Origin of the sequence: Agrobacterium sp. CGMCC 11546 (genome assembly GCF_013365515.1) — a bacterium.
GTDB lineage: Bacteria > Pseudomonadota > Alphaproteobacteria > Rhizobiales > Rhizobiaceae > Agrobacterium > Agrobacterium fabrum.
Genome location: NZ_CP047390.1, coordinates 54,533 through 81,294 on the forward strand (window position 1 = coordinate 54,533; position 26,762 = coordinate 81,294).

At 55.8% G+C, this 26,762-nt stretch carries 20 protein-coding genes and 2 pseudogenes; 13 read left to right on the forward strand and 9 right to left on the reverse strand.

From position 1 onward, the window contains the following. Positions 1-9: 9 nt before the first annotated feature. The 5 genes and pseudogenes from GSF67_RS25010 to GSF67_RS25030 all read left to right on the forward strand — a co-directional run. Entirely contained in the window at positions 10-672 is a 663-nt protein-coding gene (locus GSF67_RS25010; protein ID WP_006312340.1) for a conjugal transfer protein TrbF, read from the forward strand. 50 nt (positions 673-722) lie between these two features. Further along, complete coding sequence (gene trbG, locus GSF67_RS25015; RefSeq protein ID WP_006312341.1) at positions 723-1,544, forward strand: P-type conjugative transfer protein TrbG; 822 nt, start codon at positions 723-725, stop codon at positions 1,542-1,544. Then, positions 1,544-2,023 carry a conjugal transfer protein TrbH gene (gene trbH, locus GSF67_RS25020; protein ID WP_006312342.1) on the forward strand — a complete coding sequence of 160 codons (480 nt, stop codon included), beginning with the start codon at positions 1,544-1,546 and terminating at the stop codon, positions 2,021-2,023. Before trbG ends, trbH begins: the two co-directional genes overlap by 1 nt. 11 nt (positions 2,024-2,034) lie before the next feature. Then, positions 2,035-3,341: pseudogene (trbI, locus tag GSF67_RS25025) on the forward strand (IncP-type conjugal transfer protein TrbI). Between the two features lie 266 nt (positions 3,342-3,607). After that, positions 3,608-3,832: pseudogene (locus GSF67_RS25030) on the forward strand (IS630 family transposase); the annotation flags it as partial. A gap of 206 nt (positions 3,833-4,038) precedes the next feature. Here GSF67_RS25030 and GSF67_RS25035 read toward each other — a convergent pair. The 3 genes from GSF67_RS25035 to GSF67_RS25045 all read right to left on the reverse strand — a co-directional run bounded on the left by GSF67_RS25035 (position 4,039) and on the right by GSF67_RS25045 (position 9,014). Continuing rightward, the gene (locus tag GSF67_RS25035; protein WP_006312346.1) at positions 4,039-5,040 is read right to left on the reverse strand and encodes a LacI family DNA-binding transcriptional regulator; all 1,002 of its coding nucleotides are present in this window, start codon (positions 5,038-5,040) and stop codon (positions 4,039-4,041) included. 82 nt (positions 5,041-5,122) lie between these two features. Beyond that, complete coding sequence (locus GSF67_RS25040; RefSeq protein ID WP_006312347.1) at positions 5,123-7,705, reverse strand: alpha-L-rhamnosidase; 2,583 nt, start codon at positions 7,703-7,705, stop codon at positions 5,123-5,125. Positions 7,706-7,736: 31 nt separating this feature from the next. Next, the gene (locus tag GSF67_RS25045) at positions 7,737-9,014 is read right to left on the reverse strand and encodes an MFS transporter (RefSeq protein ID WP_006312348.1); all 1,278 of its coding nucleotides are present in this window, start codon (positions 9,012-9,014) and stop codon (positions 7,737-7,739) included. A 408-nt stretch (positions 9,015-9,422) separates the two neighbouring features. Here GSF67_RS25045 and GSF67_RS25050 point away from each other — a divergent pair, with 408 nt between their 5' ends. Further along, positions 9,423-9,668 carry a hypothetical protein gene (locus GSF67_RS25050; RefSeq protein WP_244399819.1) on the forward strand — a complete coding sequence of 82 codons (246 nt, stop codon included), beginning with the start codon at positions 9,423-9,425 and terminating at the stop codon, positions 9,666-9,668. 182 nt (positions 9,669-9,850) lie between these two features. Here the strand turns inward: GSF67_RS25050 and GSF67_RS25055 are convergent, their stop codons facing one another. Genes GSF67_RS25055 through GSF67_RS25070 form a run of 4 tightly spaced genes read right to left on the reverse strand, consistent with a single transcriptional unit; the run spans position 9,851 to position 14,363 of the window. Beyond that, positions 9,851-10,720 (reverse strand): carbohydrate ABC transporter permease, encoded by an 870-nt coding sequence (locus GSF67_RS25055; RefSeq protein WP_006312349.1) that lies wholly within the window; start codon positions 10,718-10,720, stop codon positions 9,851-9,853. 41 nt (positions 10,721-10,761) lie between these two features. Further along, positions 10,762-11,733 carry a carbohydrate ABC transporter permease gene (locus GSF67_RS25060; RefSeq protein WP_006312350.1) on the reverse strand — a complete coding sequence of 324 codons (972 nt, stop codon included), beginning with the start codon at positions 11,731-11,733 and terminating at the stop codon, positions 10,762-10,764. After that, the gene (locus GSF67_RS25065; RefSeq protein ID WP_244399815.1) at positions 11,730-13,220 is read right to left on the reverse strand and encodes an extracellular solute-binding protein; all 1,491 of its coding nucleotides are present in this window, start codon (positions 13,218-13,220) and stop codon (positions 11,730-11,732) included. Before GSF67_RS25065 ends, GSF67_RS25060 begins: the two co-directional genes overlap by 4 nt. Positions 13,221-13,250: 30 nt before the next feature. Then, positions 13,251-14,363 (reverse strand): ABC transporter ATP-binding protein, encoded by a 1,113-nt coding sequence (locus tag GSF67_RS25070; RefSeq protein WP_006312352.1) that lies wholly within the window; start codon positions 14,361-14,363, stop codon positions 13,251-13,253. 756 nt (positions 14,364-15,119) lie between these two features. On the opposite strand from GSF67_RS25070, the gene gloA reads away from it, so the two are divergent. The 3 genes from gloA to GSF67_RS25085 all read left to right on the forward strand — a co-directional run bounded on the left by gloA (position 15,120) and on the right by GSF67_RS25085 (position 18,029). Beyond that, complete coding sequence (gloA, locus tag GSF67_RS25075) at positions 15,120-15,530, forward strand: lactoylglutathione lyase (protein WP_006312354.1); 411 nt, start codon at positions 15,120-15,122, stop codon at positions 15,528-15,530. Between the two features lie 40 nt (positions 15,531-15,570). Next, positions 15,571-16,524, forward strand: coding sequence for a C-terminal binding protein (locus tag GSF67_RS25080; RefSeq protein WP_006312355.1), 954 nt, complete (start codon positions 15,571-15,573; stop codon positions 16,522-16,524). Positions 16,525-16,619: 95 nt separating this feature from the next. Beyond that, the gene (locus GSF67_RS25085) at positions 16,620-18,029 is read left to right on the forward strand and encodes an FAD-binding oxidoreductase (protein ID WP_006312356.1); all 1,410 of its coding nucleotides are present in this window, start codon (positions 16,620-16,622) and stop codon (positions 18,027-18,029) included. A gap of 169 nt (positions 18,030-18,198) precedes the next feature. On the opposite strand, the gene GSF67_RS25090 is transcribed toward GSF67_RS25085, so the two are convergent. Continuing rightward, a complete protein-coding gene (locus GSF67_RS25090) occupies positions 18,199-18,633 on the reverse strand; it encodes a hypothetical protein (protein WP_006312357.1) in 435 nt (144 codons plus the stop codon). Between the two features lie 3 nt (positions 18,634-18,636). Then, positions 18,637-20,295: a GMC family oxidoreductase gene (locus GSF67_RS25095; RefSeq protein WP_006312358.1), complete on the reverse strand. Its 1,659-nt coding sequence runs from the start codon at positions 20,293-20,295 to the stop codon at positions 18,637-18,639. A 505-nt stretch (positions 20,296-20,800) separates the two neighbouring features. Between GSF67_RS25095 and GSF67_RS25100 the strand changes: the two genes are divergently transcribed. From GSF67_RS25100 to GSF67_RS25115, 4 genes are all read left to right on the forward strand, one after another. Continuing rightward, positions 20,801-22,249, forward strand: coding sequence for an aspartate aminotransferase family protein (locus tag GSF67_RS25100; protein ID WP_006312360.1), 1,449 nt, complete (start codon positions 20,801-20,803; stop codon positions 22,247-22,249). 68 nt (positions 22,250-22,317) lie between these two features. Beyond that, positions 22,318-24,393 (forward strand): hydantoinase/oxoprolinase family protein, encoded by a 2,076-nt coding sequence (locus tag GSF67_RS25105; RefSeq protein ID WP_006312361.1) that lies wholly within the window; start codon positions 22,318-22,320, stop codon positions 24,391-24,393. Between the two features lie 112 nt (positions 24,394-24,505). Beyond that, positions 24,506-26,245 carry a hydantoinase B/oxoprolinase family protein gene (locus GSF67_RS25110; RefSeq protein ID WP_006312362.1) on the forward strand — a complete coding sequence of 580 codons (1,740 nt, stop codon included), beginning with the start codon at positions 24,506-24,508 and terminating at the stop codon, positions 26,243-26,245. A gap of 51 nt (positions 26,246-26,296) precedes the next feature. Continuing rightward, on the forward strand, positions 26,297-26,716 hold the full coding sequence (locus tag GSF67_RS25115) for a nuclear transport factor 2 family protein (protein WP_006312363.1): 420 nt from the start codon (positions 26,297-26,299) through the stop codon (positions 26,714-26,716). Positions 26,717-26,762: the final 46 nt, after the last annotated feature.

Consider the following 26,762-nt stretch of genomic DNA (forward strand, 5'->3'; position numbering starts at 1 on the left):
CGCTACAGAATGGCCGGACAGAATATTCCCGATAATCCCTATGTTGCTGCGCGCAACGAATGGAACGAGCGCTACGGTTCCTATGTGAAAGCGGCTGCCGCATGGCGCATCGTCGGCATTGCCGGCATGACCATGGCCGTCATCGGCTTCGGGTACGCGCTCTATCAGAGTACCCAGGTGAAGCTGATCCCTTATATCGTCGAAGTCGACAAGCTTGGTACGGCCGTCAATGCAGGCTTCCCGCAGCAGATCGAATATGCCGATCCACGCGTGGTGCGCGCCACACTCGGCAATTTCGTATCCAACTTCCGTTCCGTCACGCCGGATGCGGTCGTGCAGAAGCAATATATCGACCGGACCTATGGGCTGCTGCGCACGTCCGATCCCGGCACGGAAAAGGTCAATGCCTGGTTTCGTTCGAATTCGCCCTTCGAGACGGCGAAGACCGCGACGGTGGCGATCGAGGTCAACAACATCGTCGCGCTGTCGAACCAGAGCTACCAGATCGACTGGACGGAGTTCGAACGCGACCGCCGCGGCAAGGAGACTGCCACTCGCCGCTTTCGCGGCATCGCCACCGTGACACTGACGCCGCCTCAGGACGAGGGCGTTATCCGCCTCAACCCTATCGGCCTCTATCTCCGCGACTTTGATTGGACTGCGCAGCTTTGAAAGGCATGGCCCCGAACATGAACAGATCACACGAACTATCTCGGGTCACGATGAGCGCCGGCATCATTGCTATCGTCGTTGCTGCCTCTTCAACCCTTTTCTCGTCTACTTCTCTCGCCGCCGACGGTGTCACTGCCAACGAGGCGAAAGGCATGGGCATTTCGACGCAATGGCGTGGGAGCCGCGGGCTCGTCACGAAAGGTGCGGATGGAAAGGTGATCTTCCTGTATGGCGAAGTGCAGCCGTCCGTTGTCTGCTCACCGCTGCAGGTCTGCGACATCGAGCTTCAGGGTGGCGAGGTCGTTCGCGATGTGCTGGTCGGCGACACCGTGCGCTGGAAGGTCGAGCCTGCAACCTCGGGCGCGGCCGGTGGGCAGGCGATCCATCTGATCGTCAAACCATCGGAGCCCGGTCTGGTCACCTCGATGGTCGTGACGACGTCGCGGCGGACCTATCATATCCAGCTGAAATCGCATGGCACGCAGTATATGGCACGCGTCGGGTTTGAGTATCCCGAGGATGTCTCGGCAAAGCTTGCCGACGTCAACGCGCGGCTGGAAGCCAGCACGATTCCAGGCGCTGGCGTTCCTGCCGAGCAATTGAGTTTCGCCTATTCCGTCTCGGGCAGCGCCGGCTGGCGGCCGACACGGGTCTATTCGGACGGGCAGAAAACCTATATCCAGTTTCCGCGGTCGATCTCTGGTCAGGATGCGCCGGTCCTCTTCGTCGTCTCGGGCGGCCAGAACCGCATCGTCAATTATCGCTTGAAGAGCAACATGATGGTGGTCGACTATAATATCGATCGTGCCGTCCTCATCTCAGGCGTCGGTTGGAAACAGCAGAAGGTGACGATCAGCAGGGGAGGGCGATGATGCTAAACCTCCCTCGCCACAGACCGAACCGCCGCGGCCCCTTCCGCCACCTTGCTTACGCCTGCGTCCTCGCCATCCTCCTTTCCGGATGCCAGTCGATGGATCCCGATGGTCTCGCATCGAGCGCGGCACCTCCAGAAATCTCCGGACCGGCGGCGGGCGCGATCGCCGGCGATATGGTCAGCCGTCTTGCCGAACAGATCGGACAGGGAAAGGCGACCGTGGCGCTTAAACAGGATGGCTCTCCTTTTGGACAGGCGCTCGAAGCGGCGTTGAAGGGATGGGGTTATGCCGTTGTCACCGATCAGAAGACGGATAGCGGCGCGGCCGTCATCCCGCTCGCCTATGTGATCATGCCTTATGATGGCCAAGTGCTTGCACGGCTCTCGACGAGCAGTGTTGAACTCGGACGCGCCTATACCTTGACGACATCTGGTGCGACACCGGCAAGCGCCCTGTCGCTGATGCGGCGCGGGTAGGGGAGAACATCATGGTACAATCCCTCAACCTTGGCGGTGCTGCGAACAGTCAGGCTACAACGGGGATCAAGCGGGTAAACCGCGTGCCGATCATCGTCGTGATTGTGCTGTTGGTCGTCTTTCTCGGCGTCATTTTCTATGGGCTCGCCTCGCGCGGACTTTACTTTGGCAAGGATAGTGGTCTGGACACGAGTTCCGGCAATCCAGCCTCGACCTATGCGGACCAGATCAAACGCGGCGTCACCGACGGTATCATTGGCGAGCCGCAGCAGCAGACGACGTTCCAGCCGACGCCGGTCGAGACGAAACAGGTCGAAGAGAAGGCGGCCAATCCGTTCACGCAGCCCGAACAGAGACAAGAGCAACGGCACGGATCGGAATTGGAGCCGCAAGAAGTGTGGCGCGCGCGCCTGGCGCGTGAGCAACAGGAGCAGGTTCTGCGCGAGCAGCAGCGTCAGCGGATGGCACGGATGCAGGCACGAGACTCCGCCTATGACGCGCCGCTTGCCATCGATCGCGGCAAGCTGGAGGCGCGCTCGGAAAAAGATGAGAGTGCAAAAGCTCGGATGATGACAACAGGCGCCCCCAACACAAACGCGTCCGATCTTTACGCCGCGGCCTTGCGCGCTGGCTTAGGTGGGCAAAACGTCGATCCAAACGGGCAGAGCTCCAAGGAAGACTTCTTCATGCCGACCTCAAGGACCTCGGCTATCTGCCAAGCCGCGTCGTGCCGCAGCAGTCCCTGTACGAACTGAAACGAGGCTCGGTTATCCCGGCGACATTGATAACAGGCATCAATTCCGACCTTCCAGGGCGTATCACCGCTCAGGTCAGCCAGAATGTCTATGATAGCGCGACCGGCCATCGCCTGCTGATCCCGCAGGGCACGAAACTATTCGGTCGCTATGACAGCAAGGTTTCATTCGGTCAAAGCCGCGTTCTCGTCGTCTGGTCCGACATCATCTTTCCTAACGGCTTTACATTGCAGCTTGGCGGCATGGCTGGCACGGACGCGGAGGGCTACGGCGGCTTCTATGACAAGGTGAACAACCACTATCTCAAGACTTTCGGGTCTGCGGTCATGATCGCGCTGATCGGGACGGGCATCGACATGGCGGTGCCCCAGAGATCAACGCTTGCCACCCAGGATACGGCATCCGACGCGGCAAGGCGCAACTTTACCGAGACCTTCGGGCGAGCCGCCGACCGGACAATCCAGCGGAATATGGACGTGCAGCCAACGTTGCAGATTCGGCCTGGCTACAAATTTAACGTACTGGTGGATCAGGACATCATATTTCCAGGCCAATACAATTGAAAAACGCGATGCATGTAAGATCCAGGCCGAATTAGTGAGGATCAGTTGCCCGAAGACCGGCCGGTATCTCTGGATGTGAAAAATCTCATTGTGCGCACTGCGGCAAGCGATACCAAAGACCACAATGCGAGGCATGCAGTGCTTAACGCGAGCAGTGCACCGAGGAAGAGAATGATCGCCAGTTTGCGCTGATCGGAAAACTGAATTGGGGCTCTCTTAGAGAAAGTTGGTTTGCTTGATCGGCTCACCGGCCTTTGATCCAATCGATGAGCACGAAGATGTCTCGGCTTCGCGGACGGGGCCCTTGCGGAGATCGATGCCGCTCACCGGTCCCGCGCGACCATTGGAAGACAACGACGTTTACCGGAGCGCTTAGGCTATCCGGAATGAGCGCCCCCATGGTCCTGGACGGTGCGATGAACGGGGTGGCGTTCCAGGCCTATGTCGAGGCCGGCGATATTGTAGTTGACACGATTGGCGTCGGCGATGCTCCGGGAGCGAACCTTGACGAGACATGCGTTCTCGCCGCAATCAAAAAAAGGCTGCGGAAGACCTGAAGTAAACCCCGTCCGTTCGCGACGGAGATAGCAGGGTGGATGACGGGCTTAGCCAGTCCGGAGTTCCACCTCCGCCGAGGCGCGATTTTCTGCGTGGCAACGATGATACAATCACCCCGGCGCGCCCCAGATGAACCTCATCAGGTGCCGCGAACTATCACTTTGGGCGTCAATACAATGTTTTTTTGCGACAGCCTGCGATGATCTATCTCCGCCAGCGCGAGCTCCATCGCTGTCTCGCCAACACGTTGGCTTAGCAGGTCAACGGTACTCAATGGGATGCGGCCGTTGGCCGCAAAGGCGTTATGGTCGCACCCAATGACGGAGATATCCGTCGGCACACGAAGCCCAGCTTCCAGGAAAGCAAGTAGCATTTCGGCGCCAATCACATCCGTGGCTGCGATCACGCCATCGACCTGTCCCATCTGCGCCAGGCGCGCAATGTCCTTTGCGTGGGCTGCCGCTGCCTGCCGCGACAGGCCATGGACGTCGGACCGCATCACGGATATTGGTCTTGCAGCTTCTACAGCTCCGGTATAACGATCCTCCACAACCGCGCGAACTCCGTCCGGGCCAACAAAATGCAGGCGTTTCTTGCCAGCCGACAGCAGATGACGCGATGCCAAGCGGCCTGTTTCCAGGTTATCAATTCTCACGCTCGGACAACCGAGAGCTACACCGTCGTAGTCAATTAGGACTAGGCGCGTGTCTCTTGCGATCGCTTTTTTAATTGACTCATCCGAGTGCGGCATCGGCACGAGGATAACGGCTCCAACTCCTGCGCCATGAAAATATCGCAGGTGCTTGTCCTGCAACGACTTGTCGTGATTGCTGCAGGTTATGACCATATGCAATCCTTCACGCAGCGCAATCTCTTGCGCGCTGGTGATCACTTCTGACGAGTAGGAGTGGTCGAAGCCGGAAACGACAATGCCAATACTATCTGCGCGGCCCGCTGCAAGCCGCGCTGCAACACTATTTCTGACGAATTTCAGTTCTTCCATCGCGATTGTAACCGCAATTCTGGTTTCCGGTTTGACGCGATCGGGGTGATTGAGGACATTGGAAACTGTAGCGCGCGAGACGCCAGCTATGCGCGCAACCGCCGCCATATTCGCCACTTGCGCTCGTTCCTCGCTCATGAATCTCCTCCCTGTCGCCCACCGCGCGCCCATGTCGTGAAGACGCAACTCATAGGCACCCGGTATCACAGATCAGCACGTTTTACGACATGGTAGCGATATCCCGGAGACGAATGCGCAAACGGTCCTCCTCAATGGTCGGAATGGATAGTCCAACACATCGGCTGAGCTCTTCGAGCGGCCTATCAAGATAAGGAAATGCTGCTGTTGCAATCTGCTTGGATGTCCACAGCGGGCGAGACTCCCTGATCGCTACCTCGACCCTGTCCCAAGTCTCCTCGTCATCTATTGCCGCGCGCGTGAGAAGTAGGGAGTGGGCGACGCTGGAGCCGTTCGCGAAATCGAGAATTCGCGACAGCGAATGTGTTCCCGGACGAAGTGCAATGCTTTCTTGTGGCAAATTGACCACTGCGCTAGTTCCTTCTGGAACGCTGATGCGCACGTGTAGCTGGCCGTCCCCATAGTGCCATGATGCACTGATGCTGCCGGACGGACTGTCGAACTGTGCTTCGGCTTGACTGAGACCGCTCCAGGTTGGTGGGGTAACGGAAAACGTCTTCCAGCCAACGCTTTCGCTGCGCAAACCGGCCAAATTGCGATGCATCCAGTCGGCCACTGCACCGAAGGCGTAATGATTGAAGCTTGTCATTTCGCCGGGGTTGACGGTTCCATCGGGGAGCATGCTGTCCCAACGCTCCCACATCGTTGTTGCTCCCATCGTTACCGGATACAGCCATGAGGGGCATTGCGTCTGGGTAAGTAGACGCATAGCCACATGTTCATTGCCGGTTGCTGTCAGGGCATCGAGAATGACTGGCGTGCCGAGGAACCCCGTCGCAATCGTAAATCCGGTTTTTCTCACGAGATCAGCGAGGCGGTGACCTGCATGTTGCATCTGTTTTCCATGCAGCAAGCCGTAGCTGATTGCGATGGCGTATGCGGCCTGCGTCTCAGAAGTGAGGCGGCCTTCCCGAGTGACGAAGGTCGCGTGAAACCTGTCAAATATTCTGTAGGATAAGTCACGGAGCCTCTTTTCGTCGACTTCGCGATCGAGGGTACGTGCACAGTCGGCAACGATCTTCGCGGACCTGTAGAAGCAGGCTGTCGCAACAAGGTCCCGGTCGGTCATGGCGGCTGCAGGATCGTCGGGTGGGGCGGTCGGATCCAGCCAATCACCGTATTGATGCCCGCCTCGCCAGATAAGATCCGGGCCTGTCGATCTCTCGATGCGCTCGAGCCAGCGCAACATCGTATCAAATTGCGATGCGAGTATTTCCTCGCGACCTGAATGATTGTAGAGCACCCAGGGAACGATCGTCGCGGCATCACCCCACCCCGCCGTTGCAACCGACTGACGTCTGTAGATATCCGGGACGATCACCGGTACCGACCCGTCCGGACATTGCGACAATGTCAGATCCTGTAGCCAGGATTCAAGCAGGTCCATGCAGTTGTAGAGATACAGGGCAGTGGGTGCAAACACCTGGATGTCGGCAGTCCAGCCGAGACGTTCATCCCGTTGGGGGCAGTCCGTCGGTATCCCCACGAAATTTCCTCTGAGACTCCACACGACATTCTCGTGAAGCTTGTTCAGCAAGGAGTTGGAACAAGAAAACCATCCTGTCCTGTTCATTGCAGATCCGATGACGACGGCTTCAATGGTCGCGATCTCGTCTTCGCGAACACCGTCGATCGATGCGTAGCGAAAACCATGAAACGTAAATTCGGGTGCCAGGATACTGTCATCGGGGCCGGAGAGATAATAGGTGTCGGTCGCCTTGGCATCTCGTAGTGGGCGCAGTGCCAGGCGCCCATTCTCAAGCGTCTCGGCATGCCGAATGACAACCTTGCGGCCGCTTTCGGGTTTCTTGAGCGATAGTTTTACCCAACCGACGAGGTTCTGTCCGAAATCGAATAAAAGGGAACCATCATCCTGCGTTCCGAGAGCGTTGCCGTGGCGCATCTGGGTGACCCTAATTCCGGGAAAATTTTGACGCTCAAGGATTGTTGTGTCAAACGCGATCCTTTCGACACCAAGAGCCTGCGGCTCATGCCGAAAATCCAAAGAACAGCCATCATAAAGGTCATCCGACTGGATGAACGAACTTGACGCCGTCCAACTCTCGTCGCTGGTTACTATGATAACCTTGCCGCTCTGCAGCGTGATCTTGAGCGACGCCAACAAGCCAAGCCGATCGCCATAAAAATCTCTGCGCGATGGCCGGCCAAGTTTGCCTCGATACCAACCGTTCCCGAGCAGCACATCAATGGTGTTCCGACCAGTACTGATGTGTTTCGAAACGTCGTACTGGCTGTACATGAGCCGATATCGATAGTCGGTCCACCCCGGCGCAAGGACGTCATCGCCAACTCGAACACCATTGATTTCGGCCTTGTACAAGCCGAGGGCCGTAATCGACAAAATGGCCGAAGCGATTTCTCCATCGACCAGAAACTGCTTCGAAAGACGAGGCGCGCCGGCCGACAGATCCTTGGCTCGGGAAGGCCCTATAAGATCACATCCTGCGAATGGATCATCATTTCCTACTGAAAGGCTCATCAAATCGACGGCGTGATTTTCTGTCTCCTGAGCAGCCCGGTCTGACCGGGTAAACGTATTGGTTCTGGAAAGATTCATGATCGGGCCGCTCTGGTTTTTTGGCATACGTGCGTTTTGCTAGTTGCAGATTGCGCCGCTAAGCGATTTCCTCGGCATGGGTTTCCGCACTTGCAACCGGCTGACGTGCGGTCGTGCGGATAATGATGTGGCCGACGAAAGCTGAGACTATGGCAAGACCGACAAGCATCCAGAAAAGAGCGGAAGGGCTCCAAGCTATGATGGTCGGAGTGACAAGCGCGAAGCCGGCGAATACAAACCGGGCAATGGCGTAAGTGAAACCTTGCACGGTTGCGCGCGCGTTGACCGGAAAAGATTCCTGGCTCCAGACTTTGTAGATCGCCTCACCCGCAAACGGGTTGCTGAGATTGTAAAGAACCAGGACGCCCAGCATGATCCAGAGTATTTTGCCGCCAGACAGGGCTGCAATCGTCAAACTGATAACGAGTAGGACAGCACCGAAATAGAACAGTTGATTTCTCTGCTCGCTGTCCGCCGAGCGGGCGAACAGCGATGCGCAAGCGAGACCGATCAACGTTGCTGCAAACGAGAATCCCGTTGCAGTTGATTGGGTTGCTTCGCCAACCGTCACAAGGAAATAGGTCTTGAATTGACCGAACGTGTTGGCGACGAGACCATAGAAAATGTAGAAACCGGCCGTCAGCAAAATGCCCTTGACGAAGTGCGGCGCTGTTAAAATCATCTTCAGCGGGATGGCGATTTCATCTTCATTTACAGTGTTCCTCGCCTTTGTTTCATCCTCCAGCTCCTGGAACGACTTGCTGAAAAGCCGTACTAGCAACGTCGGCAGCGCAACAATGATGAGATGCGCGAACAGTATTTTTACGCCAGTCATCCCAAGGTTCGCGACGACGAAGCCCAGAAGGGTGCTCACCACGATGCCTATTGTCCACATGACTTGCGTGAACGCCACAAGCCGGCCTTGGCCATCCTTTGGTGCGCGCTCCGAAATGACCGCGATCGACGTTGGAAGATCGGCGCCAGCAGCAAGTCCTGTTACTATAACGCCTGCTATGAGAGCATTCTGGCTCGGAGCGAGAATAATGATAGCGACGCCTAGTATAAAGAGCGTCAGATCGAGGTTGAAGATCAACCGACGACCGAAAACGTCGGCAATCCGGCCACCAACCAGTGCCCCCATGGCGATGCTTAATGTAAGAGCTGCACTAATGAAGCCGACCGCCCACGGATCCATGCCGTAAGCGGTCTTCCAGATCGCGAGACTGATGCCGACTGAAATGATGGCTGACGAATCCAGATATGATGCCATTCCACCGGCAATGGCGAGTTTCCAGTAACGTGCATCCAGTGCCGGCGCACGGCCAAAGTCTTTCATGAGAACCTCCTCAGATATTTCCCCCTCCGGGTACCAGTCGATACTTAAAATAGAAAATTGTCGCGCGTCAATTGGCATTTAATAATTATTGTCGCGCGTCAATTTGTGAATTGGAGCGATGTGTTGATGCAATCCAACTGGAGACGGCGTTTGAACTAAGTGACGTGCGCAAGTCGCTGAGGCCGATTATCTGGCCAGCATCACAGGTTGGTCGATGCGCAAGGATGCTTGTTGCAACGGTGGACAACGATCCATAGCCTTGGCTTCGGAAGCCGACATGTAATCCATGCATGCCCGTGCGGCGGATGAAGGCCATAGGCTGAGGCAAAATCGTCCCTAGAAACGTATCTGAACCAGCAGGCAATTTTCGATATTGCCGTGAGGAGAGACGAGATTGATTTCTTGGAGGTGAACGACTGCGTTCAGGTCGAACATCCGGTCACGGAGGAAGTGACGGGTATCGACATCATCCGGAATGTTCACTACCGTCGAAGGGAACTCACTCCCGTTCTCGAGTATGCTAGTGAGGGATATCCATCGAATTCCGTATCAACGCCGAAGACCCTTGGGCTGATTTCCGCCCAGTCCCAGGGAAGTCCGAAGCATGGTGTTGCCGGAAAGTCCGGGTGTACGTCTGGACTTCTGATATTTTGAGGGCGACACGATCTCGCCCTACAACGATTCTCTCATTGGCAATCTGATTGTGACCGGTCGAGACTGCAAGCAGGCTACTGAGTGACTTGCGCGCCATCAGCGACTATGGATTGCGCTTTTTTCAGGGATGGGCGAAATCGTTGAGCCGTTTATGTGTCGGTAAACGCAGAAGTGGCTGCAGACTATTTTACTGCGCCGCCAAGTGAAAAACCTGCTTTAAATTGACGAGACATCCCGAGAAACAGGAGGATCACCGGGAGCGAGTAGACAATCGAATAGGCGGCTATTCCACCGTAGTTGATCGAGTTCGACCCCATGAATCCGAACAGCTGAACAGGGGCGGGCTGATGCGACAGGCGGTTGATCAAAACAACTGGCATCAGGAAATTCCCCCAAGCGTTCACGAAGCCAAAAATCGCGGAAGAAGCAAGGCCGGGTCGTGTCAGTGGCAGAATAACGCGGGTCAATATCTGAAACGTGCCGGCCTGTTCGAGTGCTGCGGCCTCCTCGAGTTCGACCGGTACGGCGTCGATGAAGTTTTTTAGCTGGTAGATCTGGAACGGAATAGCGGTCACACCGAGCAGAACTCCCGTCGGAATGATTGACAGCCACCCCAGCGTCGAAAACATTTTATAAACGGGGACAATCAATATCGAGATTGGAACACCAGAAAGGAACAGGATGGTCAACAAGAGGGGATTCTTGAAAGGAATGTTGTGTTTTGAAAAAACGTAGGCGGCAGTGAATGCTGCAACTGTTCCAACAACCGTTGCGACCGTTGAAATAAGGAGGCTATTGCCGAGCGCGGCAAGATTGCTCGCCTGGACTGCAACTAGGTAGTGCTCTGCAGTAAGATCGGGAGACCTTAGCTGATTTGTTGCACCGTGATCAACGGAGGCAAGCACCATCCACAACATCGGCAGCGCGAAAAAAACCGCCAGAAAAATGGCTGTCGAATTTGCGACAATCCACTCCGATGTATATTTGTTTGGTCTATTTGCTTTCTGTCCATGGGGTGGGCTTGAAGCTGGCATGGCAGAGATATTCTGCATCGCAGTAACCTTTTATAGTGAGCCTGGTGTGAAATTCTTAACTATTGCGGGCGACGAGCTTTCGTCACCCAAACAAACATCGCGCCGAGGCCAGCGGATAGAAGGACCATGATATTGCCCAATAGAGCGGCATAACCCAGGTTGTGAAACTTAAATCCCTGTTGATAGGTATAGACGGGAAGAATATTCGTTTCGTTATTCGGACCTCCGCCCGTCATCAGGTATATCAGCGTGAAGTTGCCAAACGTCATCAGCATCATGAGCAGTGCGCATGTTACGATTGTTGGTTTAAGCATCGGCAGGGTTATTCGCCGCAATGACTGAACGGAAGTGGAACCCTCCAACTGGGCGGCCTCCATCAGGTCTTCAGGTATGTTGCGAAGAGCTGCGGAAAACATGGTCATAGCCAGCCCGGCCAACGACCAGGCGTTTGCAGTCGAAACTACGAACATGGCGTGCTGGTATAGAAGATCAAGGCGCTGATTGCCGGCGAGGATGGAGATGAGACCCGATTGAGCACTCGTTGCCATCCACAAAAAAGCGATGGTGGTTGGCGGCAGCGTCCAGGCAAGGATGGCGGCGGCGCTTGTTATCCATCTTATCGGGGCCGAGCATTTCTGTATTGCCAAGGCCAAGACCAATCCAAGCAATGTGGTCGCAATCGCACCCGATCCAATGACGAAAATCACGGTAAGCCAGAGTGATTTGTAGAAGATCATGTCGTTCAACATGAATATGATATTGCGTAGTCCGGTGAACCGATAATTGACGGCGTTGACCCCTATCAGTTGGAGATTGGTGAAGCCGAGATAGACTGCATAGAGGACGGGCCCAAGAAAAAGCGTGGCAAGAAGCAACGCCGCCGGGGAGAGCAGAACGAAGCTTATGGCGTTCACACGCGGCTCGTCCAGACGCGGGTTATTCTCCGGCCGGGAAGCTATCGAACCTGCGTCCTCGGGGCCAGTCGAACGAACTGGCCCCTCGTCGGTCCTATGTGTGTACTTCGAATTCAAGGCATGGTCTCCAGGTTTTCCTCTCCCACCTGGTTCGCCATATAGGATCGCAAAATCTTTACACCCTCCTCGATTGTCGTCGCGGGCTTCAGTACCATCGCCTGGGTTGCCTGCTGAAACGCATTGCCCCAAATCGGAAACTCCGCCTGGGACGGCATTCCCCTGGAGGTCGCGCTCAAATCAGCGAATGCCTTCTGGAAGGGTGATCGGCTCAGCGAGAGATAGGAATCGTCGGACTTCAAAGACTCTACGGCTGGTACAACCGCCACCCAGGCGGCGATGTCCTGCATGTTCTGCTTTTCCTGCATGATTTCAATGGCTGACCAGGCGAGGTCGGGATCCGAAGGGTTCTTGGACATGGACAAGACGACCCCGTTGAAACTACTTCCGGTTCCTGGTGCCTGTCCGTCAGATGTCGGAACTTCGGCAAAGCCGATCGTCTCTTCCTTATCGTCCCAGCAAGGAGCGCATACGGTCTTGCCCCAGAACATCGGGATCCAGTTTCCAGCAAAGGAAATCCCGAACTTGTGGTCATGCATTGCCTGGGCTGGGTTGTTGGCGCCGTTGGCATCCATCATTTGTGATGTTGGCGCAAGGAGACCTTCCGTCGCCGCGGTCTTGTAGAAGTTGAGAACTTCTCGGATGCCCTTGCTATCGACGACCCATTTTTTCGTTTGGGTGTTGTAGATGGTCGGTGTGCTCGATGCGGAGAGAAGCAGGCCGGGGCCTGCGACCACGCCAAATGTGCCCTGGGCTGTTCCTGTCACGACGTAGAGGGGCGAGGCGTCCGGAGACGTTTTCTTGATCGCCCGTGCGGCGTCAAGAATGTCGTTCCAGCTTTTCGGCGACCAATCCGCAGGAAGGCCTGCCTTGCTGGTCAGAGTACGATCAAAAAGCATGCCATAGGTGTTGATGCCCTGTGCTACCGAATAGACTTTGCCATCGAACTTACCAGATTCTTTCACGGCATCAGGAACCTCCTTCCACCAGGATGCATCGGCGACCCTGTCATCGAGCGGGGCGAGAAGCTCACTGGCTGCGAATTGGCCGACGTTAATATCGAAATATTGGACAATATCCGGCTTTGTGTCCGCCGAGTTGTAGAGAAGGCTGAGTTTGGTGATAAAATCATCGTAGGTGCCGGGCAGGGGGACGAGTTCCATCGTGTCACCCGGATGTTTCGCCTCAAACTGTGTTTTGATCGCTCCAAACCACTTTTCGGCTAGCTTGGGATCGGCGAACGTCCAGTTGAGTGCGAATGCAACCTTTACATTTGCAGCCTGTGCAAAGTCCAAAGGTAATATGGAGAAAGCAGTGGTGGCCATAAGTGCGGCCAGGTAGTATCGATGCAATATAGGAAGCTTGGACCTAATATTTTTTATTATTCCAGAATCGATCTGTGGTGATGTGGGGGGGTGATGGCGGTTGACGCCAGATTTTTTGTCCGAGTTGATGCGCATCGGGGTGTAAATATTTCGCGCTTGCATGTGTATTTCTCCCGTTTTCGAGCTGTTCCACTAATTTTTATTGTTTGACATGAATTTTATGCTTTTCCCGGTTTCTGAATCGAAAAGATGCAGATCTGCGGGATCAAAGACCAAATCGACCGAGTCTCCGCGCTTCACAGGAGCAAAGCTCGGAAATTTGGAATTCACTTCCGTTCCCTCGACATCGACCAAGACAAAAGTGTCCGACCCGGTCGTTTCGAGCGATGTAACAATGCCCGTTATTTTCTCGGTACACCTTGAAGGTGCATCCTTTATCCATTGGATCTCATCCGGCCGAATACCCAATTCGATCTTGCCTGACAGCCGGTCCTTCGGAAAATGACAGCCCTCCATTGAAAAAGTCGTACCGAAACAACGGATGTTGACAGTCTCACCTGCGAGGGAAACATGAGCCGGGAGGATGTTCATTCGCGGTGAGCCGATGAACATGCCGACGACCTTGTTGGCCGGTGCACGATAAAGTTCCGCTGGCGTTGCAACCTGTAGAATGTGGCCATGATCAAATACGGCGATCCGGTGCCCCATGGTCATTGCTTCAACCTGATCATGTGTGACGTAAACGGCCGTCACACCCAGTTGCCGCTGCAGCTCGACAATCTCTGTGCGCATATGAGTGCGCAAGCTTGCGTCCAGATTTGACAGAGGTTCATCGAGAAGGAATATCCGGGGACGACGGATCATCGAACGCGCCAGGGCTACTCTCTGTCGCTGCCCACCGGAAAGTTCGCTTGGAAAGCGGTTCAGCAACGTATCGAGCCCAACAAGACTTGCTACCCTGTCAATTCCAGCCGCGATGTCAGATTTCTTATCACCACGAATCTCGGGCCCAAACGCAAGATTCTGGCGGACCGTCATATGCGGGTAAAGCGCGTAACTTTGAAACACCATTGAGATGTTGCGTCGACCAGGCGGCGTCAGCGTTACATCTTCATTCCCAAGCATGATTTTGCCGTATGTCGGGGTTTCCAAACCCGCAAGCATTCGAAGAGTTGTGGTCTTTCCGCATCCGGAAGGGCCGACGAACACCATGAACTCGCCATCTTTGATTTCGAGGTTGAGGTTTTCGATAGCGGTGTGCGTACCAAATTGCTTCCAGACATTTGCGAAAGTGACTGAAGTCATAAGCTCTCCTTCACAGGGTCAATCGACTGCTGAAACTGAATGACCTAGAGGGCAATGTGCACCGGAGCGCTTGCGCAAGCGTGCGCCGCTAATCGCTCCGGGCGCGAGACTTAGCTTCTCTCGCCCTTGATCCCCTTTTTTTGTTGAAGGCAGTGAACACTATGATCCGACATGATGTCAATGGGATCATGTGATCCTATCGATTTATTTGTCGCTCGTCTGCGTGCCCTTAAATTGAGAGGGGCAACGTTGGCGTTCACGCAAGAGGGTGTAACTGCATGCATACTTGTCGCTGGCTTGCCCGTGCTGACGTCAATCCAGCAAATTTCGTCGAAGGCTTTTTTCTCAACCCGGTCCGGAAAGGAAGCGGGATTTTGGCAATAAGCGGAGACGCGTTCCCCCGCCTTCGTCCCGAGCGGAAGGAACATGCTAAGGATCACTTGATCCTATTGACATAATATGGGATCATAGTGTTCACTGGTTTGAAAGCAAGGGAAACGTGCATTCGGGTGCAGTGTGGTTTCGCCAATGCTTCGTAATGCATTTTATTCGGAGCCACTTTTCCGGTTGGCAGAGCCGTATGCCGCGAATGACGCTGACTTTGGACCGACCCAATCGGATGCCTGAAAAACCGGTTGACCGCCCCATCCGCGCTGCGAGGTTTGCCAATGAGGTGCTGGACGCGCCCGATGCTGGCGAGTCCGGGGTAGCTGTCGGGCATGGCTTGCGGGATAAGTAATAGAGAGGACAATATTGATGAGCGAAGCTAAATTTTGGGTAATGCACACAATGGTGCGTGTAAAAGACCTTGATAAATCAATTGATTTTTATACGCGGCTTTTGGGAATGAGCTTGCTGCGCAAGTTAGATTATCCTGAAGGCAGGTTTACACTCGCCTTCGTCGGTTATGGTCCGGAAGAGTCCCACGCGGTGATCGAGCTCACCCACAACTGGGATCAAGAAACTGCTTATGATCTTGGGACCGGCTACGGGCACGTCGCACTCGGTGTCCGGAATATCTACGGCATCTGCGATGAGTTGGCGGCGAACGGTGCCCGGATTCCCCGACCTGCAGGACCCATGAAGCATGGGACGACCGTGATTGCCTTCGTCGACGATCCCGATGGATACAAGATCGAACTGATCGACCTCGACACGACGAACTGAAGCCCCATCAAATTCTTATCAAATGCGGAGAACTGACAAGATGACTATGGCAAATGAGACGGGGATTATCCTCGTCGCTCCCCACCGCTTCCCGAATGTAAACAGAGAACGTGCGCTCGCTGAACGCTTCGGTCGAGAGATGGTGGTTGCCGAGGATCAGGAATCTTTCAGCAGTCGCATGGCCGATGCGGAAGTGGTCATGGTTACACCCTACGCCAAGATGACGGCGAAAGAATTTGGCATGTTGCGGCGCTGCAAGGCCGTGGTGCGTTACGGCGTCGGCTACGACAACATCGATGTTGCGGCTGCAAATAACGTCGGCGTTCCCGTGACCATTGTTCCCGACACCGCGTCCGAGGAAGTCGCGTCACATGCTTTTGCGATGGGATTAAGCCTGGTGCGGCGAATCCCGCAAGGTCAGGCTGCCATCAGCGCGGGCGAGTGGGCGGGAATGATTGGTCTGGATACACCTAAACTGTCGAACCTCCAGGTTGGCATAGTTGGAATGGGTCGCATCGGGAAGCTGGTCGCCAGATGGTGGGCTGCTATCGGCGCGAAGGTCCATGCCTTTGACCCAGTGTCAATCTTTTCAGATGTCCCTGTCGCGACCCTGAAGCAGGTGTTGGAAGAGTCGGACGTCATCTCACTTCATCTGCCGCTCACCGCAGATACCCGCCACCTTATCTCGGCTGACGTATTGGAGCGCATGCGTCGCAATGCGGTGATCATAAACGTTTCGCGCGGTGGCCTGATCGACGAGGAGGCGCTCGCCATTGCTCTTCGTGCAGGACGTATTGCCGGCGCAGGCATTGATACGTTTGCCCAGGAACCTTTGCCGGTTGGCCATCCGTTACGCGCTGCGCCGAATACGGTCTTTACCCCTCATGTTGCCTGGCGTTCGACCACGTCACTGGATGCGTTGCAAGAACAGGCCGTGGAAAGGGCGCGGCGGGCGCTTCAGGGAGAAGCCCTTCCCGATCTGGTGACGCGGTAACGTTCTTGGCGTTTAAGAACTGCATTTGTGATTGTCGCCGACTTGGGTGCTGAAAAACGGATGCGGGTCAGGCGTCGATAAACGGAACATTGCCGATGCAAAAAATCGACAGCGTGCTTTTGGATCTGCCTGCCGAGGTGGTAACGAAAGACCAGGATATCGTATCGTCCTACGTCACGGATTTTCGCCGACAGTATTTCGGAGCGACAACCGCCTTGTTGCGTCCACGCAATACTGCGGAAGTTCAGGCGATTATCCGGGCATGCGCGAAGCATAAGGTTGGTCTTGTACCCCAGGGGGGGAATACCAGCTATTGCGCCGCAGCAACGCCGAACGCCGATGGGCAGGAATTGCTCATCAGTCTGGAAAGAATGAATAGGCTCCGCGATCTGGACCCCGGAAATCTCTCCGTCACCGCGGATGCAGGCATCATACTCAGCGATTTGCAGCGGGCCGCCGATGATGTGGGCCTATTGCTGCCCCTCGCTTTGGGCTCACAACAGTCATGCCGCATCGGCGGCAATCTCTCGACCAATGCCGGCGGAACCAACGTCGTCCGATACGGGATGGCACGCGATCTGGTGCTCGGGCTTGAAGCCGTATTGCCAGACGGATCGCTGTTTAGCGAGCTTAACCCGCTTCGGAAGAATAATTCAGGCTATGACGTGAAGCAGCTTTTCGTCGGGGCTGAAGGAACGCTTGGGGTTATCACCGGCGTTTCCCTCAAGCTGGCAAGGAAACCCAGCCAGACGATTACCGCTTTTCTGGCTGTGCGCGACATTGCCTCGCTTGTTACCATCCTCGATGCGGCCCAGATACAAAACGGAGAGGCGATTACGTCATTCGAGTATATTTCCAGCACGTCATTAAATCTGCTCCTCAGCGCCAAAGGCCATCTCAGGAATCCGCTTGGCGAGGAAAGCGCGCATTACATCCTTCTGGAGGCCGCGACTTCCTCTCCTGTATTGAACCTGGGAGAATGTATGGATGTGCTTCTTGCCGGGCTGTTCGAATCCGGATTGATCAGCGATGGCACAATTGCCGCGAGCAAACAGCAACGGGCAGACCTTTGGCATCTGCGCGAGACTATACCCGAAGCCGAGGTTCACCACGGCGGATCGGTCAAACATGATATTGCGGTGCGAACATCCCGCCTTGCCACCTTCATTGAATCGGCGTGCCAACTGATTCGCAGTCATCGGAGCGATGCTATTCTCTCGGTCTACGGCCATGTCGGTGACGGCAACGTCCATTTCAATATTCTCTCCCCTGAAGGACATGACAAGGAAGGTTTCAAACGCTACGTGGAACTGAATATCTCTCCGGAAATCTACAAGTTGGCGTTTGAAATGGGAGGAACGTTCAGCGCTGAATATGGGATAGGGCGCGTCAAGCTGGATCTATTGCGGCTCTATGGCGCCGAAGGGAAAATCGACTTGATGAAACGGATAAAGACTGCGATCGATCCGCACGGGCTGCTGAACCCCAACAAAGTAATCCCCTAACACCGTACACGTGGCTGGAATTTGACGATGTAGCCGTCCCGGCCTCCACGGCTGTCGGGAGGCGTGCTCTTGACGAAAGAGAAGTCCCGGCGAACGGTTCCAACCACAATCCGATCGAAGTGAGTGGGCGTTTCGCGCAGTGACGTGACAAGATTTCTGTTTTTCAGATTTAGGCGGGGGCTGATTTTTCCCGTACATCTAGAAAGACGGCTCCTCTGGATTGGATCCGTTCGACCGTCTCCATGATCTCGTCGTAGTCCGGCGTCTCGTACAAGGCTTCCTGTCCCGGATATCGCAATTTTCGGGCGACAGCGTCGTCCAGGAAAAAAGCGCCGGCAATTAAGAACGAAATGACATAGAAATCGTCGGCGCCGAGAGAGCGGATCGTGTCCAGTGGATCGTTCGGCCGCGCGTCAGGGAGCCGCGACAGCGCCTTGAAAAATGCCGGCGCCATATCGTCGCGCTCCTTCAGGGCGCGGGGCAGCAGGTGATCCAGCATGCCGGCTTCCATGGCTGAAGGCATGTCAAGATTTGCGTCTGACGGGATAAGGGCGTCGGCGACCCATGTAATCCTCGTGTGAAAGTCATCAATGATAGTCGTCATGGCTTAAAATCCCACCTTTTGCGCTTCGGCAGCCCGGCTGACGGGCTGAGAGCGTCGGTTTTCAATCATCGATTCGGCGTTTCGCAGCGCCAGCGCTGTCACAGTACCGGTCGGGTTGACTGCACCCGACGTCGGCATAACGCTGCCGTCCATGACGAAGAGGTTTGGCACGTCATGCGAACGCCCAAACGAATCGACCACCGATGTGCGCGGATCGCCGCCCATTCGCACCGTTCCGAGGATATGCCAGCCGGTTTCTCGCATCAGCGGCGTTTCCGCCACTTCATACGCACCCGCTTCCTTCATGGAATCCGATGCGCGCGCCAAGTTGTAGTTCAGGAGATCCGTTGTGTTTTGCGATGCCTTATACCTGACCTTCGCGGCGGGCATTCCATGGGCATCGGCCAAATCGGGATCGAGAGTAACTCTATTTTCCTCATCTGGCAGATCCTCCGCCATGATCCCCCAGTAGGCTGAGCGCCCAAAACGCTTGTGCACGGTTGCATGGAAATTTTCGCCCCAGACATCGTCGTTGCTGCCCCATGGCCAACTTCCCACCGATGCCAGAGGGCCGCCCATTCCCATGAGCTGCCATTTTGCTCCTCGGATGAAATTCGTATCCTTGCGGGTCTCGGCAAATTCCAGCGAGTAGGCCCGTTGGCCATAAGGTCCCTGCCAATTTTCGAAAAAATCGTCGAAAAGCCCCGTTACGGTCCTGTACGGGTGCATCATCAATCGCTTGCCTACTAGGCCGGAGGAATTTGCCAACCCGTTCGGGTGGTCGTTCGAAGCCGAGTTCAAAAGTAGTCTGGGCGTGCCTATGCCATTGGCCGAAACGATGACAGTCCGGCCTGGCTGAAAATGTGTATTGCCTGTTTCCTGGTCTACATAGGTAACGCCCGTAGCGAGACCGTCGGCTCCGGTTTCCACACGCATAACGCGCGCGTTCTGCACGAGTTTCACACCAAGTTTGATGCATGCGGGCCAATGCGTACGATCAACGGAGGCCTTGGCGCCGTCAAAGCAACCCCAAGCGCAGGCGCCGCGACGAACGCATGGCAAGAGCCCATTGTGCCTCACCGTTGCTATCGAATTACTGCCGGGCCACCAGTGCCATCCAAGACGGTCATGTGCGCCGGCAAACTTTTTCTCCATCTTTCCCATGGGGAAGGGCGGTAGCGGGATATCAAAGCCGGGCGGATACGCCGGGTCGCCTCCAACGCCGGAAACTGCAAAATCGTTCTCGACTCTTGCATAAAATGGTTCAAGGTCGGTATAGCTCAATGGCCAGTCGTCTGCGACGCCATCTACTGTCCGTACTCGAAAGTCGCTTGGCTTCAGCCTATGCCAAGCGGCTGTATAGACGATCGAGCTCCCGCCAACTCCATTCCACATCAGCGGTTCGACGTCCGAATCCGCAACATTGATCGGGTAGTCGGAGGAAGACTTTCTTCTGTTGGGGTTTGATGAAAAATGCTGAGATTTGGTCAGTTCGAACTCTAGACCCGAATGCCGAAGCTTCGTGTAGTCAGGGTAGCCGCCCTGTTCCAGACAGATAACCGACATTCCCTCTTCCGCTAGGCGTTTTGCGGCGACCGCTCCAGACGGACCGGCTCCCACAATCACAACGTCATAAACGCTCGTTTGGTCCATATGAGTCATCTAACGGCCTCCTCAAAAGCATTCGAATTGTGTCTTCGGCGCGGCTTTGCAATCGGAATATTTCCTAACCGCAGTTCCCTCAAAGCGGTCGGTTTGAACACGCAGTCGCAAGTCCGCAGCATATCCAGGGAGCAACAAAGTCACCGGAATGTGGTTTACGATTTTCTTCTCGGACTGGTGGCCCCGGTTCCAAGTCAAATAATCTTTCCGAGAAGTGTTTTCTATTTTCATGAGCGCCAACAGGCCCATGCTCTCCATCCCCGGCAATCAACATCATGATCCAGATGTATGTCAAGTGGATCAACTGATCCAAAGTCAAGATTTACTCGTTTTCTGAGCCGAATTCGGAATTTGTCGGAATTCATGGGAGTGGCCGGAGGTCGCGGCAAGCGCCTGGCCTTTTACGAGTGGGTTGTCTTTTGGCGGCATATTTTTGCACCTTCTTCCACACGCCTTCTCGGTGCGGATTACGGCGACGGCTTTCCACAAGCCAGAAAAAACAGGCATGGATCACATGATCCTGTTGACACAGTTTAGGATCATGTGTCTACTGCCACCTATTGAAAAGCGGATGGAGTATTCAATGAAATCGGGTCCAGGGCACAACAGCGGCAACGCAGTTCCAACCATCGGCGAGCGCTCCGAGGCCGCATATGTGCGAGAGCGAAAAGTGGTCCCGGGGGGATCTATGCGGGCGGCGTCTTGGCTCCAACCGCATCCGCCTTATGCTGCGCGTGGTGAAGGATGCTGGGTCATCGATATCGACGGGCGGCGACTTCTTGATTGCGCCAATAACTTTTTCTCACTCATCCATGGCCACGCATATGGCCCAGTTCTAGATGCGGTCCGCAATGCGATGACCAGAGGCACGGCATTCGGAATGCCGACCGAGAGTGAAATCCTTCTGGCCGAAGCGCTGGCCGCGAGAAGTCCGCGGATGGAACAGACCCGCTTCTGCAATTCGGGAACCGAGGCGGTCCTGGCCGCTATTAAGGGCGCGCGAGGCCTGACCGGTCGACACCGGATTGCCAAGTTCGAGGGCTGCTATCACGGGGCGTATGACTGGATAGAGGTGAGCCTCGATCCTACACCTTCCAATTGGAACGACGAGAATGGTGATCCTGCATCCATCCGTTGCAATGCCGGCACACCGGCTTCTGTTCTTCAAGAGGTAGTGGTTCTCCCCTATGATGATCCCCAGCGTTGCGCCGACATTCTTCGACGCGAAGGGGGCACGCTGGCGGCAGTGATCGTCGATCCAAATGCTTCGCGCGCCGGCGCAGTGCCGATGTCGAGAGAGACGACTGCCGTCATCCAGCAGGCTTGCGCCCGTGATGGCATCATCCTCATTGCCGACGAAGTGATCAGCTTCCGTCTTTCCTATGAAGGCGCTTCCCCTCTTTTCGGTCTCGAGCCAGATCTGATCACAACGGCCAAGATCATTGGCGGCGGATTGCCGATCGGAGCCGTATCCGGGCGCGCTGAATGTATGTCGGTATTCGATCACTCCGCCGGCAAGCCGAAAGTGTCGATGGGAGGCACGTTTAGCGCCAACCCACTCAGCATGGCTGCAGGCCTGACCTCGCTGGAGCATTACTCTCGGCCAGTGGTGGATCGGCTCAACAAACTTGGCGATGTCTTGCGCGCGCGAATTACCAGGGGGCTTGCGGATGCTGGCGTGGCCGCAACGGTTACCGGGATGGGGTCCCTCTTTCGACTTCATATCGGAGCGGGGAAGGTCACCGGCTATCGTAGTGCTTTTCCGACTGCGGAGGCTGCAGAGCGCATCCGTCGGGTCCAGTTGGCCATGTTGGATGAAAACGTCCTTCTCACGCCCAACTGCTCCGGGTCGCTTTCCAGCCCGATGACTGAGGTCGAAGTCTTTTCGATAGCGGATAAGCTGGTGAGCGTCGTCGAAAGAGAGTTTGACACACACCGGGACTCGGTCGTTTGAGGCCGGGGGCCCAGTAGCCTCTGACAGAAGATATTAGATATGGTGAAGCAACGATGAGTGGACAGCCGATGTTAATTGCACCCTACCGCGTCGGAGTTGATATTGGCGGTACCTTTACCGACCTTGTCATGGTTGACTCCAGAGGGGCCGTGCGCGCGTTTAAGGCTCCTTCGGTTCCTTCCGACCCTACGGAGGGTGTACTTTCGGCGATCCGGCTGGCGGCCGGAGCTTTGGCGATCGACGTCGAAACCTTCCTTTCCAATACCGAATTGTTTGTTCATGGCTCGACCATTGCCACAAACACGCTGCTTGAAAAGAAGGGTGCAAAGGTCGGGCTTCTGGTTACCGAAGGCTTTCGTGATTCGCTGGAAATCAGGCGCTCCATGCGGGAGTTTGTCTGGGATCACCGAAAGCCGTTTCCGGAAGTCCTGGTGCCCCGTTATCTGCGCCTCCCCGTCACCGAACGACTGGAGCAGGACGGTACAGTCAGAGTTCCTTTCGATCCCAATTCAATCGCCGCCGCCGCACGTATTTTCGAGGAAGAGAGTGTCGAGGCGATTGCGATCTGCTTTTTGCATTCCTACGCCAATCCGGCCCATGAAAGAGCGGCCAAAGCTGAACTGAAGAAGCTTCTTCCGCATGTGTGGGTCACCGCCTCATCGGAAATCGCCCCGACCATCGGCGAGTATGAACGGACGTCGACGACCGTCGTCAATGCCTATGTTGCGCGCCGCGTCGTGCCATATCTCGAGAGCCTTTCCCAGCGGCTGTCGTCGCTAGGGCTGAAGCGCAAGCTGTTGATGATCCAGTCGAACGGAGGAGCGATTTCGATCGACGAGATCGGACACGCGCCTGCCAGCCTGGTTCTGTCGGGTCCGGCGGCGGGCGTCGGCTCTTTAAAGTTCTTCGGCCAGGACACGGGATCTGAGCACCTCATGTCAATCGAGGTCGGCGGAACAAGCTGTGATGTGACGTTGATGGAACATGGTATGGTCTCCATGACCGATCAGATCGTGGTCGATGGTTACCATCTGAACATTCCCTCCGTTGACATTCACACAGTCGGCGCAGGCGGAGGCACGATCGCCTCTGTGGACGGCGCGGGGCTTCTGAAGGCCGGTCCTGAAGGTGCGGGCTCGACCCCCGGACCGGCATCTTACGGTCGTGGCGGCACACGCCCGACCGTGACTGACGCCCAACTCGTGCTTGGACGACTAAAGCCGGGTCCCTACGCGGGCGGCGTTATCACCCTGGACCGGGAAAAAGCGGTCGAGGCGATCGAAACGCATGTCGCAAAACCTCTCGGTCTCAGCGTCGCGGATGCAGCCGCAGGTATTATTCAACTCGTCGAACAAAACATCCTCCACGCTGTCGAGCAGGCGTCACTTGAGAAGGGTTATAATCCAAGGGCGTTTACGCTCGTTGCATGCGGCGGAGCAGGCCCCTTGCATGGCCCATCAACCGCAAGGCTGCTTGGCTGCTCAAGTCTTTATATTCCACGGCTGGCAGGCGTGTTTTGCGCATTCGGAATGTGTAATTCCGACCTGCGCCATGACTATGTCCGCAGCTGGCTCAAAGAGCTGGATAACATGGAGGTCTCGGGACCGGACCAATTGGAAGCGGCTTTTGCCGAATTGCAGGCGGAAGCAACGAATGTACTGGCACGCGAAGGCTTTACCGGCGAGAAAGCTGTTCTGAATCGTGCTTATGACCTGCGTTATTTTGGACAGCAATGGACCATACCCGTGGAGTGCTCCTCGACGGATGCAGTGACAATACGGTCGGCGTTTGAGCAGGTCTATCAGCGTCTTTTCGGTTATGTCCAGCCTGCGGGTACAGTTGAGGTCGTCAATCTCCGGTTGGCTGCGGTCGGTAAGCTGAATGCATTGGAAGTTGCCACGGCGTCGGCAATCGTATCCGACCCGCTGGCGATTTCCCGCCGGCCGGTCTGGATCAACAAGGAACTGGGTTTTGTTGAAACGCCTGTTTACGACGGTACGGTTCTGACCCCGCGCCAAAAACTCGTGGGACCTGCCGTCATAGAGGAGGCGACGACCACGCTTATTCTCGGTGCCGGCGACAAGCTGACGATGACCGATGCCGGCAACTATCATGTCGAGATTTTGCAGGGCGAGGCCGCATGAACAAGCACAGCATCCTTGGCCACGATTTGAAAACCACCGGATTTTTGGTGTGTCGGCGGTTGAATTCTCCGGAAGGTGAATTGGTTTTTGCTAGAATTGACGAGGTCGAACTATGAGCGCTGTTTTATCTCCAGAATACGATCCGGTCCTCATTGCAATTCTGCAGCGACAACTGGATCACATCAGCCTGCAGATGGGCACAATCATGACCAGGACCGCGCGCAGTCCGATCTTCAGCCAGAGCCATGACTTTTCATGCTTCCTGAGCAATGCGGACGGTGAGACGATCGCTCAGGCGGACGGCCTGCCGATCCATTCCGGCAGTGGCGGATTTGCCGTGCGCGCCGTCCTTCGTGATTTCTCCGGGCGTATCGAGCCGGAAGATGTCTTTATTTTGAGCGATCCCTATGCCGCCGGAGGCAATCACCTGCCCGACTGGACCCTTATACGTCCCGTTTTTGTGGAAGGCGAACTCTTCGGCTTCTGTAGCAATCGCGCCCACCAGTCCGATATTGGCGGCGGCGCGGCTGGCACTTACAATGCTAGGGCGACCGAGATTTTTCACGAGGGAATTCGCCTGCCGGTACTCAAGTTGATCGAAAGGGGCCAGTTGCGTGACGACCTGTGGCGGATGCTGCTGCTCAATTCGCGCTGCCCGGATCTGCTGGAAGGCGATCTCGGCGCAATGATCGGCTCGACACGGATCGGCGGTCAGCGGCTGGCTGACGTCATCGCCCAACTTGGCATCAAGAAGGGGCGCGCTTATCTCGACGCTCTTCTCGACTATGGTGAGCGGCGAATGCGTCAGGCCATCTCCGAGCTGCCGAACGGTGTGTGGCATGCCTCGGACTTCAGCGATACCGATTGCTTTGAGCTTGTCGATATTGAAACGCGTATAAAGATGACTATCGACGAAGACATGATCACCTTCGATTTCACGGGTACATCGCCGCAGATCAAAGGTTTCAAAAATAGCGGGATCGCCAACACGCATTCAGCGGTCTATTGCGCTCTCTCGGCTTTCCTTGATCCCGCGATCCCGCACAACGAGGGCACCTACCGGTGTGTGAAAATTATCGCGCCTGAAGGCAGCGTGGTGAACGCCCTGCCTCCCGCACCTATGACGATGAATACTGTGTTCCCGGCGATCGACATCATGAATGCATGCTGGGGAGCGTTGGCCCAGGCGGATCCCGAGCGTGCCTGCGCAGGCTGGGGCAAGTCAGTGTTCGGCATCTCCTCAGGCAAGAAACCCGACGGGAATGTGTTTGTTCTCTACCATTGGCACGGAAGTTCCGGCGGCGGCGCGGTCAAGGGGCGCGATGGATTTGCAACTTCAAGCCATCAGATGACGCTCGGCGGCATGTTCATCCCCAATGTCGAAACCTATGAGCAGTCCTATCCGATCCGCGTGCATCGCTACGAGATGCGGTGTGATACCGGGGGAGCCGGCCAGTATCGCGGCGGAACCGGTGTCGATTACGTGGTCGATGTGCTGGCGGGCGGCGAACATCTTCTCAGGGGAGAGGGCGCTCGCAAAAAGACAGCCGCTGGCGTCAATGGCGGGCATTGGGGTGAAAAGGGGTCGATCAGGGCCTTCGATCTGGCGACGGGAGCGGAGTTGTATTGCCCGCCCTACGGCGTTGAAGAGGTCAAGCCGCTCCATTTGGTGATCGAGGCTACGGCCGGCGGCGGTTGGGGACATCCGCACCAACGCGACCCCCTTTCCGTCTTGCGGGACGTTCGTGATGGCGTCGTATCCCAACAGGCGGCACTCGACATTTATGGTGTCGCGATATCCGCCGATGGAAAATCCATTGTATCGACCGAGGGGCGTCGGGTGTCTGCATAATTTCACGGTTCAATACGATCAACGCCCACTTAACGATAAAGGGGAACCCACATGAGCAAGAAACGTGCGAGCGATATTCTTCGTGAGTACCACGAAGCATGGTCGAGCGGAGATGTTGAGAAGGGTTGCAGCTACTATGCTGAAAATCTTGTCGTCCATATGGGGGGAACGCATCCTGTTCTATCCGGAGACTTCCATGGCGCCAGCGGCTTCGTCGAGGGGTGGGTAAACAAGGTCGCAGCTTATACCGACAGATGGATCGTCGGCGGCGAGGCCGGGCATGACGAACTCATCGCAGAATCGGACGATGCCATTCTGATCATGGTCCATGAGATTTGGTCGCGCGGCGACAAGCAGGTTCGTACAGACCGGCTTGCCGCCTATCGCTTCGAAAACGAGCAGATTGTAGAATGCTGGTTTTGCGACATGCGGCAGGCGGAAGTCGATGCGTTCTTCTCGGGCATATTCTAGGCGGATCGGTGCCTGTTCACTTTCGGATGTGAGTTGCTTTCGGTAT